10 protein-coding genes and 1 pseudogene are annotated in these 13,790 nt (G+C 71.5%); 4 read left to right on the top strand and 7 right to left on the bottom strand.

The genetic code is table 11. From position 1 onward, the window contains the following. Nucleotides 1-231: 231 nt before the first annotated feature. On the top strand, nt 232-1,878 hold the full coding sequence (gene pgm / locus QFZ58_RS02870; protein WP_307123300.1) for a phosphoglucomutase (alpha-D-glucose-1,6-bisphosphate-dependent): 1,647 nt from the start codon (nt 232-234) through the stop codon (nt 1,876-1,878). On the opposite strand, the gene QFZ58_RS02865 is transcribed toward pgm, so the two are convergent. Together QFZ58_RS02865 and QFZ58_RS02860 are read right to left on the bottom strand one after the other, a co-directional pair. Then, nucleotides 1,817-2,290: an LLM class flavin-dependent oxidoreductase gene (locus QFZ58_RS02865; protein WP_307123299.1), complete on the bottom strand. Its 474-nt coding sequence runs from the start codon at nt 2,288-2,290 to the stop codon at nt 1,817-1,819. The two genes, pgm and QFZ58_RS02865, sit on opposite strands and share 62 nt — an antisense overlap. Nucleotides 2,291-2,311: 21 nt before the next feature. Then, a complete protein-coding gene (locus QFZ58_RS02860; protein ID WP_307123298.1) occupies nt 2,312-3,781 on the bottom strand; it encodes an MFS transporter in 1,470 nt (489 codons plus the stop codon). Nucleotides 3,782-3,911: 130 nt separating this feature from the next. Here QFZ58_RS02860 and QFZ58_RS02855 point away from each other — a divergent pair, with 130 nt between their 5' ends. Then, a complete protein-coding gene (locus QFZ58_RS02855) occupies nt 3,912-4,433 on the top strand; it encodes a MarR family winged helix-turn-helix transcriptional regulator (RefSeq protein WP_307123297.1) in 522 nt (173 codons plus the stop codon). Nucleotides 4,434-4,800: 367 nt separating this feature from the next. Here QFZ58_RS02855 and QFZ58_RS02850 read toward each other — a convergent pair whose 3' ends face one another. After that, nucleotides 4,801-5,697, bottom strand: a complete 897-nt coding sequence (locus tag QFZ58_RS02850) for an NAD-dependent epimerase/dehydratase family protein (RefSeq protein WP_307123296.1) — start codon at nt 5,695-5,697, stop codon at nt 4,801-4,803. 148 nt (nt 5,698-5,845) lie between these two features. Here QFZ58_RS02850 and QFZ58_RS02845 point away from each other — a divergent pair, with 148 nt between their 5' ends. Further along, nucleotides 5,846-6,805 carry a GlxA family transcriptional regulator gene (locus QFZ58_RS02845; protein ID WP_307123295.1) on the top strand — a complete coding sequence of 320 codons (960 nt, stop codon included), beginning with the start codon at nt 5,846-5,848 and terminating at the stop codon, nt 6,803-6,805. A gap of 64 nt (nt 6,806-6,869) precedes the next feature. Further along, a pseudogene (locus QFZ58_RS02840) lies at nt 6,870-7,081 on the top strand (IS110 family transposase); the annotation flags it as partial. A 99-nt stretch (nt 7,082-7,180) separates the two neighbouring features. Here the strand turns inward: QFZ58_RS02840 and rho are convergent. From rho to QFZ58_RS02820, 4 genes are all read right to left on the bottom strand, one after another. After that, a complete protein-coding gene (gene rho / locus QFZ58_RS02835; protein WP_307123294.1) occupies nt 7,181-8,320 on the bottom strand; it encodes a transcription termination factor Rho in 1,140 nt (379 codons plus the stop codon). 321 nt (nt 8,321-8,641) lie between these two features. Then, a complete protein-coding gene (meaB, locus tag QFZ58_RS02830) occupies nt 8,642-9,667 on the bottom strand; it encodes a methylmalonyl Co-A mutase-associated GTPase MeaB (protein ID WP_307123293.1) in 1,026 nt (341 codons plus the stop codon). A gap of 10 nt (nt 9,668-9,677) precedes the next feature. Continuing rightward, complete coding sequence (gene scpA / locus QFZ58_RS02825) at nt 9,678-11,900, bottom strand: methylmalonyl-CoA mutase (protein ID WP_307128748.1); 2,223 nt, start codon at nt 11,898-11,900, stop codon at nt 9,678-9,680. Continuing rightward, entirely contained in the window at nt 11,900-13,756 is a 1,857-nt protein-coding gene (locus tag QFZ58_RS02820) for a methylmalonyl-CoA mutase subunit beta (protein WP_307123292.1), read from the bottom strand. The genes scpA and QFZ58_RS02820 overlap by 1 nt, the downstream gene beginning before the upstream one ends. Nucleotides 13,757-13,790 lie beyond the last annotated feature (34 nt).

Below are 13,790 nucleotides of genomic sequence, written 5' to 3'. Positions count from 1 at the left end.
CCGCACCGGCACCCGGTGGCCCCTCCTTCCCCGCCGCCCCGGGCGCCCCGCGTGAACCGGCCGATCACGGTGAAAGGGCCCGGGGCAGGACCCGCTCCGGATGTACTGGCAGCCGGGCCCCGGTACTCGCGCGCAGGGCCGACGCGGCAGTATGGGTACAACTCGTGATGATCGCCCGTCCCGTGGCGGTCCGCCGAGGCCGACCCGGCCGACGAAGACAGAGGAGAAGCGATGGTTCACGAACGGGCCGGCAAGCCGGCGCAGCCCGGAGACCTGGTCGACGTGGCACGGCTGGTGACGGCCTACTACGCCGTCCACCCGGATCCGGCCGAGCCCGCCCAGCGCGTGGCCTTCGGCACGTCGGGGCACCGCGGATCGGCCCTGGCGGCGGCCTTCAACGAGGACCACATCGCCGCCACCACGCAGGCCATCTGCGAATACCGGGCGCAGCAGGGCACCGACGGGCCGCTGTTCCTCGGCGCCGACACCCACGCGCTGTCCGAACCCGCCCGGATCACCGCGGTGGAGGTGCTCGCCGCCAACGGGGCCACCGTCCTCATCGACACGGACGACGGCTACACACCCACCCCCGCCGTCTCCCACGCCATCCTGACCCACAACAGGGGCCGCACCGGTGGCCTCGCCGACGGCATCGTGGTCACCCCCTCGCACAACCCGCCCGCCGACGGCGGTTTCAAGTACAACCCCCCGCACGGCGGCCCCGCCGGTTCGGACGCCACCTCCTGGATCCAGGACCGCGCCAACGCCCTGATCGAGGGCGGCCTGAAGGAGGTCCGGCGGATCCCCTACGCCCGGGCGCTGGCCGCCGCCACCACCGGGCGGCACGACTTCCTGACCGGGTACGTCGACGACCTGCCGGCCGTCCTGGACCTGGACGCCGTACGTGACGCAGGCATCCGGATCGGAGCCGACCCGCTCGGCGGGGCCTCGGTCGCCTACTGGGGCCGCATCGCCGAGCGCCACCGGCTCGACCTCACCGTCGTCAATCCGCTCGCCGATCCGACCTGGCGGTTCATGACGCTGGACTGGGACGGGAAGATCCGGATGGACTGCTCCTCGCCCTATGCCATGGCGTCGCTGATCGAGCAGCGCGACGCGTACACCATCGCCACCGGCAACGACGCGGACGCCGACCGGCACGGCATCGTCACGCCGGACGGCGGGCTGATGAACCCGAACCACTACCTGGCCGTGGCCATCCGGTACCTCTACTCCCACCGCGAGAACTGGCCGGCCGGCACCGGCATCGGCAAGACCCTCGTCTCCTCCTCGATGATCGACCGGGTCGCCGCAGACCTCGGGCGGCAACTGGTAGAGGTTCCGGTGGGCTTCAAGTGGTTCGTCGACGGGCTGTTCGGCGGCACCCTGGGCTTCGGCGGCGAGGAATCCGCAGGGGCGTCCTTCCTGCGCCGGGACGGCCGGGTGTGGACCACCGACAAGGACGGCATCCTGCTGGCTCTGCTGGCCTCGGAGATCACGGCGGTCACCGGGTCCACACCCTCCCAGCACTACGGCGAACTGACGGCCCGTTTCGGCGACCCGGCCTACGCGAGGGTCGACGCCCCCGCGACCCGCGAACAGAAGGCCGTACTGGCCCGGCTCTCCCCTGAGCAGGTCACCGCGGACACACTGGCGGGCGAGCCCATCACCGCCGTACTCACCGAGGCGCCGGGCAACGGCGCGGCCATCGGCGGGCTCAAGGTCTGCACCGACAGCGCCTGGTTCGCGGCCCGTCCCTCGGGCACGGAGGACGTCTACAAGGTGTATGCGGAGAGCTTCCAGGGCGCCGAGCACCTCACGAGGGTGCAGGACGAGGCCCGCGCCCTGGTGTCCGAGGCGCTGGGCGCCACCGACTGACAGTGATGATGTGAGTGGCGGTTCTGCTGGTACGTCCGACTCGCCGACTGACTGGCGTCTTCGACTGTCCTGTTCGGGATTTGCCGGCGCATCGGCGGGGCCACCACGCAGGTTCGGCGCGTCCGCCGGTCAGCAGGTCCAGGCTCGCCGCCGTGCGGGCCAGGACGGCGGGTGGACGCAGCGGCAGGTTCGCCACGTCGGGGAAGACCCGCACCCGGGAGGTGGACGCGGCGATGACCGCGAGCGCCGCCCAGGCGTCGAGCATGCCCGGCTGATAGGGGTGGTCCGGGACGCTCACCAGGTCCAGTCCGGCCCGGTCGGCCGTGCGGACGAGGGCGACGGCGGAGTCGCCGTCCCCTGCCAAAGGCACCAGGACGGTGCCGAAGAGGAGGTCGTGTCCGTAGTCGGGCATGACTCTGGGCTCCTGGGATCGTCAGGCGGCGCTGGGGCCGCTGCTCGGGGCGGGGACTGGGGCCACGGCCTTGCGGCGTAAGGACCCCGGACCCGCCAGGGCGGCCAGGAGGGCTACGCCGAGGGCGATCGCGGACATCACGAACGCCGTGGTGTAGCCGGACTCGACGGGGATCGGCGTGCCCGGGATCGTCTCCGCCGCGACCAGCGACGCCGCGATCTGCGCGCCCAGCGAGCCCCCGATGGTCCGCATGATGGTGTTGATGCCGGTCGCCTGGCCGGTCTGGCTGCGGTCGACGGCGCTGACCACGAGGTTGGCGAGGGCCGCGAAGGCGAACCCGACACCGATGCCGAGGACGGCGGAACCCGCGTACATGGCCCACTCACTGTCGTGCGCCGCCGCGTAGACGACGAACCCGACCACGCCGATCAGGCAGGCCAGTACCAGCGGGAGCTTCCATCCGAAGGCCGCGCCGAGCCGGCTGGCGAGCGGGCTCGCGCCCAGCATGGTCACCGCCATCGGCACCATGAACAGCCCCGACTCGGTGACCGAGGCGTCGAAGCCGTACCCGGCATGGGAAGGGGTCTGCGCGAGCAGCGGGACGAGGGTGAAGGCCCCGTACATGCCGAATCCGATGATGAGGGCGGCGATGTGGCTGGTCAGGACCGCGGGGCGGCGCAGCAGTTCGATGTCGATGAGCGGCTGGCGCACCGTGGTCTCCACGTACCAGAACACCGCCAGCAGGACGAGCGCGGCGACGAACAGGCCGATGACCCCCACCGAGGCCCAGCCCCACGACTTGCCCTGGCTGATGGCGAGCAGCAGCGCCACGATGCCCGTGCTGAGCAGGAGGAGGCCAGGCCAGTCGATGCGGCCGGGGGAACGGACCGAGGACTCCTGGATGAAGGTGGCCACGGCGGCGATGCCCAGCACGATCACGATCAGTCCGAGCCAGAAGATCCAGTGCCAGTCCAGCGCGTCCACGATCGGACCCGGGATCACCAGGCCCACCCCGAAACCGATGCCGAAGGTGGAGGAGATCAGGCCGATGGCCACCGGGACCCGCTCGCGCGGGAACTGGTCGCGCACGATACCGAAGGCCAGCGGGAAGGCGGCCGAGCCGACGCCCTGGACGGCGCGGGCCGCGATCAGCAGACCGAGGGAGTCGGACAGGGCGGCGAGCAGGGTGCCGAGGGCGAAGACGCTGAGGCTCGCGATCAGCACCCGCTTCTTGCCGAACATGTCGCCGACCCGGCCCAGCAGCGCGGTGGCGACGGATGCGGACAGGAGGAAAGAGCTGATCACCCAGGAGACGCCGGTCGTCGAGGCGCCGAACTCCTCCCGGAGATCGGGCAGCGCCGGCACGACCATCGTCTGCATCAGCGAGAAGGACAGCACCGCCAACAGCAGGGCGGCGAACGGCGCGGCGGTGGAGCGTGCGGCCGGGGCGGGGGCCTGGGCCTCGGCGGGGGTGGTGGGCGTGTCGGTCATCGAGCGGTCCTCCGGGACGTTGACGCCGCCGTATGCGGAACGGGGCGGGAGCGCCAAATTAATGTCATGAAGGAATCATTCCATGGCGTCACCATTACGTCCAGGCATTGTGTTCGCGTACGATGCCGGTATGAGCGACACCGAGCAGTGCGGACCCGGCGGCACCCCCCCGGAGAGCGCCGGCCCGCGATCGGACCTGCCCCAGGAAGGGCTCCGTCCGCCCAGCCTGCTGGCCCTGCCCTCGTACGTCGCCAGCCATGTGGCCCGCATCGGGCACGAGGCCCTGGTCGACGCGGTCGACCCTTCAGGGCTCCGGCTGCCGCACTTCGCCACACTCACCGCGCTCGCCGACTTCGGCCCGCTGCCCCAGCACGTCTTGGCGGACCGGCTCGGATTCCAGCGCAGCCATCTGGGCGGGTACCTCGATACCGTCGAGGAGCGGGGTCTGGTGCGGCGCACACGGGACCGGGCGGACCGGCGGCGCCAGGTGGTGGAACTCACGGACGAGGGCGCCGCGGAGCAGCGCCGGCTGGCCGAGGTCGCGGAGGCGTCCCAGGACGCCTTCCTGTCCTGCCTGGACCCGGACGAGCGCAAGACGCTCACCCTGCTGCTGCGGCGCATCCTCGACGCGGACGACCGTGCAGACGGCTGACGGCCCTCGGAGCGCCGAACCGGTTCCGGTGGACGAGCGGCGCCGGGGGCCGGGGCCCGGCGGCGTGCGACACACGCCTCGAGGCTCGGATTTCCCGAACATCCTTGCGCGTGCCGCGTGTTCCGTCCGCCCCACGCGCCGTGCGCGTGCGGCGCGTAGGGGCGGTATCTGTCGTACCGGTCGTACCGGGAGGGCCGAATGCTCGATTTGGCCGGAGAAAGGGTGCGCTCCCGGCGCAGCGCGGGCGCGGCGATCGACCGCGGCCTTCCCGACAGGGGTTGGATTCGCGCACTTGGTCACCGAGCAGCGCTTCGGGCCTTCGGCGGGGTCGACCAGGGTGGCCCGCGACGGGCGGGATGCCGCCGCATCAGGCCGCCAGCGCTTCGCGGAGCGTTGAAGGCTTGAGACCGAAGGTGTCGCGGATATCGCTGTCGTCCACGATGAACGGACGCTCGGACATGTAGCTCATCTCGGCGAACTCCCGCCACAGTGGATCGGTGAAGGACAGCAGTGTCAGGTCCCGTTCGGTGAGCGGCTCCAACCGCGGTTCGGGCGCTCCATGGAGTTCGGTGAGGTCGGTTGCGGCATGACGCACGGTCGTGGTGATGACCGGGGCGTGCCAGGCCCGTCCCCAGGCTCGCTCGTCGTTGCCGACCGCCACCAGCGCCGCTGCGACGTCCTCGGTGTACGAAAACGAATGCGCCGCATCGGGGTTGCCGTGGACGAGAGCCAGTTCACCCTCGCGGACCCGGGGAGCGACCAGCAGCGTGAACGCTGAGACTGCGCCTGGGCCCAGGTACTGGCCGGCTCGCACTTCGGTGGTTCGCAGTCGCCCTTCGTCGTGCGCGTTCTTGGCCCGCTGCCACAGTTCGGCCCGCACCCGGCCCTTTCGGGTGTGCGGGGCCATCGGGGTGCGCTCGGTGACGGGCCCGGTGGTCTGCTGATAGCCGTAGTGATTACCGAGCATCACGTAGTCGGCCCCGGCACGCTCGGTCGCCGCGAGAATCGAGGCGAACAACGGCGGCATGGTCTCCGGCCAGGTCTGGTAGGCGGTCATGGCGGCGTTGAAGACCGTGGCCGCTCCGGTCAGCGCCTCGGCCAGCTCGTCAGTGCGGCCCGCGTCCAGGGCGACCCGTTCGATGGCAGGGTGGTCGGGACCACTGCCGCTGCGGGTGATGAGGCGGACCCGCCGGCCGCTTTCGGCCAGTTGCCTGGCGGTCGCGGCCCCGGTCGCACCTGCCCCGATGACGACTGATTCACCCATGGTCTTGTCTCCGTCCACCTTCAGCTATGGCACGTTTCCCCGACGGGGGAAACGTGGTGCGCGGAGGGCCCGTCCGCACACCCGACTCTGCCGTGCGGACGCAAGGTAGGTTAGTGGCCTGAAAGCCATGACCTCCAAGGATCCAGCCATGCATCGTGTCGCCGTCCTGGCCGTACCCGCGGTCAAAGCCTTCGACCTGTCCATGCCGTCCACGCTGCTCGGCGGCGCCGAGCTCGACGGACGTCCCGGCTATGAGGTGACGGTGTGCACCGCCACGCCGGGCGTGATCGGCGCTTCCGGCGGCATCGAGGTGGTGGTCCGGCACGGCCTCGAGACGGTCGCGGCGGCGGACACGGTGATCGTCCCCTCGACCGGTAGCCGGCACGACGCCGAGGCGGCCGCCCTGGATGCCTTGCGGGTGGCGGCGTCCGCGGGCAAGCGCGTTGCCTCGATCTGCAGCGGCGCCTTCGTCCTCGCCCAAGCCGGGCTCCTCGACGGCCGTGTCGCCACCACTCATTGGGGCCTGGCCGAGGAAATGCAGCGCGCCTTCCCTTCGGTGCGGGTGGACGCCGACCGGCTGTTCGCCGAGGACGGACAGATCATCACCGGCGCGGGCTCGGCCGCCGGGATCGACCTGTGCCTGCACCTGATCAGTTCCGACTACGGCGCGGCCGTGGCCAACGCGGCGGCCCGTGCCGCCGTCGTCACCCCAGTCCGCCACGGCGGTCAGGCGCAGTTCGTACAGACCCCGCTCCCGGCCGAGACCGACTCCTCACTGGACGCGGCCCGCATCTGGGCACTGCAGCATCTGGACCAGCCGATCTCCCTGCGCGACCTGGCCGGCCGAGCCCAGGTCAGTGTGCGGACCCTGACCCGCCGTTTCACCGCAGAGACTGGTGTGACCCCGTTCCAATGGCTGCTCCAGCAGCGGTTGCTGCGGGCTCGCGAGCTGTTGGAGACCACCGGTCTCACCGTCGACCAGGTGGCCGACCGCAGCGGCCTCGGCTCCGGTGAGTCCCTCCGCCAGCACCTGAGCCGCCAGATCGGCATGACCCCGGCCGCCTACCGGGGCGCCTTCCACCGCCCGCGCGTGAGACCCGGTCAGTGACCGCGTGACTCGGTCCGGACCTGGTGTTCACAGGTGATCGCCTGTGGCAGGCCCCGGCCTGCGGCGACCGAACCGAGGCGGCGACCGGGCCACGAACAATGCCCTGCACACCATCGTGCTGGTCCGCGTGCGCTACGACGACCGCACCCAGCCCATGTCGAACGCCGCACCGAAGAAGGGCTCTCCAAGAAGGACATCATCCGCTGCCTCAAGCGATTCGTCGCCCGCGAGGTCTACCGCGCCCTGACTGCCGCACCCCCCAGGCAAGTCACTTAAAACGACCTCACTCCTGCGGCTTGACGTCTGTAGGAGCATCCCGCCCGGCCACGGCGACGGGCCCCGGCTCTCCGGGGCCCGTCGCCGTGGCCGGTGCCCTCAGGCGCCGTGCACGGTGGCCCGGACCTGCCGGAGGAAGGTGGCGTTGTCGGGCGTGCCGCGGACCTTGTCCAGCAGCGTTTCGAGCGTGGCCTGCCCGCCCCTGGCCAGGAGAGCCCGCCGCAGCCCCCGTACGGCGGCCAGTTCCGCTGCCGGGAGCAGCAGTTCCTCCCGGCGAGTGCCCGAGGACGTGACGTCGACGGCCGGGAAGAGCCGCCTGTCCGCCAGCGCGCGGTCGAGCCGGAGCTCCATGTTGCCCGTGCTCTTCAGCTCCTCGAAGAAGTAGTCGTCGGCCCGTGAGCCGGTGTCCACCAGCGCCGTCGCCAGGATCGTCAGCGAACCGCCCTCCTCGGTCAGGCGTGCCGCCCCGAACAGCTTCTTCGGGCCGATGAGGGCCGCCGCGTCCACGCCACCGCTCAGGGTGCGTCCGCCGGCCCCGGCGGCGTTGTTGTGGGCCCGGCACAGCCGGGTGAGGGAGTCGAGGAGGATGACGACGTCCCGGCCCTGCTCGACAAGGCGTTTGGCGCGTTCCACGGCGAGATCCGCGAGCGCGATGTGCTCCTTCGCGGGCCGGTCGAAGGTGGAGGCGTACACCTCGCCACGCACGGAACGGCGCATGTCCGTGACCTCTTCGGGCCGTTCGTCCAGGAGGACGACCATCAGGTGGCACTCGGGGTGGTTGAACGCGACGGCCGCGGCGAGTTGCTGCAGGAGCACGGTCTTGCCGGTCTTCGGCGGGGCGACGATCAGCCCGCGCTGGCCCTTGCCCACGGGGGAGACGAGATCGACGATGCGCGGGGCCGGCCCGCCCTTCGGCGTCTCAAGCCGGAGCCGGTCCCGGGGGTGCAGCGGGGTGAGGTCGCGGAAGTGCGGGCGGCCGCGAAGGGCCCCGGCCGCCCGGCCGTTGACCGAGTCGACACGGGACAGGGCACGCGGAAGGTCGCAGGTCCCTTCGACGACGTCGCCCCTGCGCAGACCGTGCTGCCGGATCAGTGCGGGCGGCACCTGGACGTCGCCGGGGGAGGGGTGGCCGCCGCCGACGCGCAGGACGCCATGCCCGCCGTTCGCGGTGTCGAGGACACCTGCGGTGCGGACGGGCCGGTTCTGCTGGGCGACGGGGCGTTCGAGTGTGCTGGTCATGTGGGTCCTTTCGCGGACACGCGAATGAGAGGTCCGGCGAAGCCGAGGCGGAGGGATCACGCCTCGCGAAGCGGGCACACAAGGGCCCGGACCGGACGGAGAAGTGGTGCGAAGACGCCGGATCGCCGACCTCGAAGGTCGGGCGCCACAGCGGGAGAGTGAAGAACGGCACCGGCGCCCGAAAAGAGGGGCGTACACGCGTGCTGATCGCAACGTACCATGCGTCGTCGTTCGTGGGAAGAGCTGGACGCGGCCGCACCACGTGCCGGCCCCGCGGAACGACTGAGGCCGGCCCAGGCCAGGGCGGTCCGGAACGCCCTGTCAGCCGTCGCCGGGCGTCCTTCGTCCGGCAGGGGACACCACGCCGCCGCGGAACGCCCCCAAGATCTGCTCGGCGGCCAGCGTGGCCGTCAGCTCACCCGCGCGCACCTGCTGCTCGAGCCCCGGGCTCAGCGCACGCACGGCCGGATGGTCGCGCAGGCTGTCCATCAGCTCGTCGCGGACCATCGTCCACGTCCAGTCCACCTGCTGCTCGCGGCGCTTCGCCGTGAGCCGTCCCGTGGCCTCCAGCAGCGCACGGTGCTGCTCCAGCCGTTCCCACAGTGCGTCCAGGCCGGTCGATTCCAGGGCGCTGCAGGTCAGTACCGGCGGTGTCCACGCCGCGTCCGCCGGGTGCATCAGGCGCAGGGCGCCCGCCAGTTCACGAGCCGCCGAGCGGGCGTCGCGCTCGTGCGGACCGTCGGCCTTGTTGACCGCGATGGCATCGGCCAGCTCCAGCACACCCTTCTTGATGCCCTGCAGCTGGTCACCGGTCCGTGCCAGGGTCAGCAGGAGAAACGTGTCGACCATGTGGGCGACCGCCGTCTCCGACTGCCCGACCCCGACCGTCTCCACCAGCACGACGTCGAAGCCCGCCGCCTCCATCACCACGATGGACTCACGGGTCGCCTTGGCCACCCCGCCCAGCGTCCCGGCGGTGGGGGAGGGGCGTACGAACGCCCGGCCGTCCACCGCCAGTCGCTCCATCCGGGTCTTGTCGCCCAGGATCGAGCCGCCCGTACGGCTGGACGAGGGGTCCACGGCCAGCACGGCGACCCGGTGCCCGCGTCCGGTCAGCATGGTGCCGAGCGCGTCGATGAACGTGGACTTCCCCACGCCGGGCACCCCGCTGATACCGATGCGCCTGGCCCGTCCCGCGTGGGGCAGCAGCTCGCTCAGCAGCCGCTGCGCCAGGACCCGGTGATCGGGCCGGGTGGACTCGACGAGTGTGATCGCACGTGCCACGAAGGCCCGCTTCCCGTCGAGTACACCCGTGACATACCCCTCCACGTCGATGCGCGCCGCCACCGTCAGCGGCTCACAGCTCGTGGCCGAGCGCGGCGCCGAGCCGCGTGACCAGGTCGTGGGCGGCGTCAGGGATCACCGTGCCCGGCGGGAAGACCGCGGTGGCGCCGGCCTCGTGCAGCGCCTCGATGTCCTGTGGCGGGATCACCCCGCCCACCACGATCATGATGTCCTCGCGGCCCTCGGCGGCCAGTTCCTCGCGGAGCGCGGGGACGAGGGTGAGGTGCCCGGCGGCGAGTGAGGAGACTCCGACGATGTGCACGTCGGCCTCGACGGCCTGGCGGGCGACCTCGGCCGGGGTCTGGAACAGCGGGCCGACGTCGACGTCGAAGCCCAGGTCGGCGAAGGCCGTCGCGATCACCTTCTGGCCGCGGTCGTGACCGTCCTGGCCCATCTTGGCGACCAGGATGCGCGGACGGCGGCCTTCGGCGTCGGCGAATGCGTCCACGAGGGCCCGGGTGCGGTCCACGGAGGGGGATTCCCCTGCTTCCTTACGGTAGATGCCGGAGATGGTACGGATCTGGCCGGCGTGCCGGCCGTACACCTTTTCCAGGGCGTCCGAGATCTCTCCGACGGTGGCCATCGCGCGGGCCGCGTGGACCGCGAGCGCGAGGAGGTTGCCGTCGAGGCCTGGCCCTGGTTCCCGTCCTGCCGCTGCCGTCAGCGCTCGTAGGGCGTCCTGGCAGGCCGTCTCGTCCCGTTCTTCGCGCAGTCGGCGTAGTTTGGCGATCTGCTGGGCGCGTACGGAGGAGTTGTCGACCTTGAGTACGTCGATCTTCTCGTCGGTCGCCACGCGGTACTTGTTCACGCCGATCACCGGTTGGCGTCCTGCGTCGATGCGGGCCTGGGTGCGGGCCGCTGCCTCTTCGATGCGGAGTTTGGGGATGCCGGCGTCGATGGCCTTGGCCATACCGCCGGCCGCCTGGACTTCCTGGATGTGCTGCCAGGCGCGGTGGGCCAGGTCGTGTGTCAGTTTCTCCACGTACGCGCTGCCGCCCCAGGGGTCGATCACGCGTGTCGTGCCGGACTCCTGCTGGAGCAGGAGCTGGGTGTTGCGGGCGATGCGGGCGGAGAAGTCGGTGGGCAGGGCGAGTGCCTCGTCCAGGGCGTTGGTGTGCAGTGACTGGGTGTGGCCCTGGGTGGCGGCCATGGCCTCGACACAGGTGCGTGTGACGTTGTTGAACACGTCCTGCGCGGTCAGCGACCAGCCCGAGGTCTGCGAATGGGTGCGCAGGGAGAGTGACTTGGCGTTCTTCGGTTCGAACTCCTTGACGAGCTTGGCCCACAGCAGCCGGGCCGCCCGCAGTTTGGCGATCTCCATGAAGAAGTTCATGCCGATCGCCCAGAAGAAGGAGAGGCGTGGTGCGAAGGCGTCCACGTCCAGTCCGGCCGCCCGGCCGGCTCGCAGGTACTCCACCCCGTCGGCCAGTGTGTAGGCGAGCTCCAGATCGGCTGTCGCGCCGGCTTCCTGGATGTGGTAGCCGGAGATGGAGATCGAGTTGTAGCGCGGCATCTTCTGCGAGGTGAAGGCGAAGATGTCGGAGATGATCCGCATCGACGGCTTCGGCGGATAGATGTAGGTGTTGCGGACCATGAACTCCTTGAGGATGTCGTTCTGGATGGTCCCGGCCAGCTTCTCGGGCGGCACGCCCTGTTCCTCGGCGGCCACGATGTACAGCGCGAGGACCGGCAGTACCGCGCCGTTCATCGTCATCGACACCGACATCCTGTCCAGCGGGATGCCGTCGAAGAGCTGTCGCATGTCGTAGATCGAGTCGATCGCGACGCCCGCCATGCCGACGTCGCCGGTCACCCGTGGGTGGTCGCTGTCGTAGCCGCGGTGGGTGGGCAGGTCGAAGGCGACGGAGAGACCCTTCTGACCGGCCGCCAGGTTGCGCCGGTAGAAGGCGTTGGACTCCTCGGCCGTGGAGAAACCCGCGTACTGCCGGATCGTCCACGGCTGGTTGACGTACATCGTCGGATACGGGCCGCGAAGATACGGTGCGATGCCCGGGTAGGTCCCCAGGAAGTCGATCCCCTCCAGGTCCTGTCCCGTGTACAGCGGCTTGACCGCGATGCCTTCGGGCGTCTCCCAGAGCAGGTCGTCCTCGGACCGGCCCGCCGACTCCTTCACCGCGGCTCGCCACCGGTCCGCCGATCCGGCGGACGGGGTGTCCGCGCCCAGCGGGACGTCGGAGAAGTCCGGGACCGGATGGCTCGTCTCGGGGGTCTGCATCATGCCACTCCCATGCGGTCGAGTACGGAGGAGAGGACGGCGACCACGTCGCAGCCGGCGAACACATGGGTGTCCACACCGGCGTACCCGCCCGGCCGGCCGGCGAGGAGGACCTGCGCGGCCCCGCCCCGCCTGAGGGCCGCGGCGACCGGGCCGGCCTGTTCGGCGTAGAGGGCGTCACTCGAGCACAGGCAGGCTGCCGTCGCCCCGCCGGCCGCGAAGGCGGCGGCAGCGGTGGAGGCGTCGACCGACGCCGGTTCGTGGACGGGCTCCATGCCGCCCGCCAGGAAGAGGTTCGCGGCGAACGAGGCGCGCGCCGTGTGCACCGAGGCGGGTCCCAGCGCGGCGAGGAAGACCTTCGGGCGGCTGCCCGTCTCCGCGAGGTGACGGTCCGACCGGGCACGCAACGCCTCGAACGCCTCGTCCCGGCGGACCTGCGGGAGTCCGCCGGCCGGCCGGACGGCCGGCGAGGGCTCGCGCTGCAGTGGGCGCTCGGTCGCGTCCGGGAACTCGCTGACCCCGGTCACCGGTTCCTTGCGCCGCGCCAGGTCCTTGCTGCGGGCCGCCCAGGTGGCCGCCAGCCGCTCCTGGACCATGCCGGAGCGCAGAGCGGCGGCCTGACCGCCCGCCCGTTCCACTTCCTGGAAGAACGACCAGGCGGCGGCGGCGAGTTCGTCGGTCAGCCGTTCCACGTACCAGGAGCCGCCCGCGGGGTCGATCACCCGGGCCAGATGCGACTCCTCCATGAGGATCGTCGAGGTGTTGCGGGCGATCCGCCGCGCGAACGCGTCCGGCAGTCCCAGCGCGTGGTCGAACGGCAGCACGGTGACGGAGTCGGCTCCGCCCACCCCCGCGCCCAGGCAGGCCAGTGTCGTGCGCAGCATGTTCACCCACGGATCACGGCGGGTCATCATCACGGACGAGGTCACGGCGTGCTGCTGCTGCGCCCCGGCCGAGGCGTCGCCGCACACCTCGGCGACCCGGGCCCACAGGCGCCGGGCGGCACGCAGCTTGGCGACGGTCAGGAACTGGTCGGCCGTGGCCGCGTAGCGGAACTCCAGCTGTCCGCAGGCCTCCTGGACCGTGAGGCCCGCGGCCGTCAGCGTCCGGAGATGAGCGACACCCGTGGCCAGCGAGAGGCCGAGCTCCTCCGCGGCCGAGCCGCCGGCCTCGTGGTACACGAGCGCGTCCACGGTCAGCGCGCGCAGCCCCGGGTACTCGCGGGCGCACCGCCGTGCCCAGTGGGCCGCGGCGTCGGTCTCGGGTTCCCCGCCGGTGCGGGCGGCGTGCCCGAGAGGGTCCGCGCCGAGGCTGCCGCGTACGGCCTCCTTCGCGGTGCCGCGCGCCTCGCACAGCCCCAGCAACTCCCGTACGGCGGGCTCGAACGCGTCGCCGGACTCGAGCGCGAGGGGAGCCAGGTCGAGGTGGACGCCGTCCAGCGCCCGGGCGAGGCCCGAGACCGGGATGCCGCCCGGCCCGCCCACGGCCAGCCAGAGAGAGGTGACGCCGTTCTCCAGATCATCGAGCACGGCCTCGTTCAGACGCGCCGGATCGGTCAGCGCATGGCGCTGGCGTACGTCCCAGCCGCCCACGGTGTTCCCCATGGCACTGCTGCCCCGGGTGAACGGGGCGAAGCCGGGGAAGCCGGGGTCGGGCGACGCGTCGTGGGAGGTGTACAGAGGGCGGGCTGTGAGCCCGTCCCCGAGCGCGGTGGACAGCGCTTCCTCCGCCGCCGGGCCCGTGACTTCCTTGCCGGACCTGCGCAGTACGCCTTCGACGAGGCTCTGCCACTGGTCGTGGGAGGGGTCAGGGAACGCGGCGGCCGGCGAAAACCCGTCAGCAGGCGTGACCGTCATGCTCAGATGCTAGGTCAGCGCTCTGACGAGCAGC

Origin of the sequence: Streptomyces sp. B1I3 (genome assembly GCF_030816615.1) — a bacterium.
Lineage (GTDB): Bacteria > Actinomycetota > Actinomycetes > Streptomycetales > Streptomycetaceae > Streptomyces.
This window is presented reverse-complemented; position numbering and strand designations above follow the sequence as displayed.

What these genes read in the sequence shown, in the direction of transcription:
- QFZ58_RS02855 (WP_307123297.1), top strand. Translation starts at nt 3,912, where the DNA reads ATGAGCGACACCGAGCAGTGCGGACCCGGCGGCACCCCCCCGGAGAGC.
- pgm (WP_307123300.1), top strand. Translation starts at nt 232, where the DNA reads ATGGTTCACGAACGGGCCGGCAAGCCGGCGCAGCCCGGAGACCTGGTC.
- QFZ58_RS02820 (WP_307123292.1), bottom strand. Translation starts at nt 13,756, where the DNA reads ATGACGGTCACGCCTGCTGACGGGTTTTCGCCGGCCGCCGCGTTCCCT.
- QFZ58_RS02865 (WP_307123299.1), bottom strand. Translation starts at nt 2,290, where the DNA reads ATGCCCGACTACGGACACGACCTCCTCTTCGGCACCGTCCTGGTGCCT.
- QFZ58_RS02850 (WP_307123296.1), bottom strand. Translation starts at nt 5,697, where the DNA reads ATGGGTGAATCAGTCGTCATCGGGGCAGGTGCGACCGGGGCCGCGACC.
- QFZ58_RS02845 (WP_307123295.1), top strand. Translation starts at nt 5,846, where the DNA reads ATGCATCGTGTCGCCGTCCTGGCCGTACCCGCGGTCAAAGCCTTCGAC.
- rho (WP_307123294.1), bottom strand. Translation starts at nt 8,320, where the DNA reads ATGACCAGCACACTCGAACGCCCCGTCGCCCAGCAGAACCGGCCCGTC.
- scpA (WP_307128748.1), bottom strand. Translation starts at nt 11,900, where the DNA reads ATGCAGACCCCCGAGACGAGCCATCCGGTCCCGGACTTCTCCGACGTC.
- QFZ58_RS02860 (WP_307123298.1), bottom strand. Translation starts at nt 3,781, where the DNA reads ATGACCGACACGCCCACCACCCCCGCCGAGGCCCAGGCCCCCGCCCCG.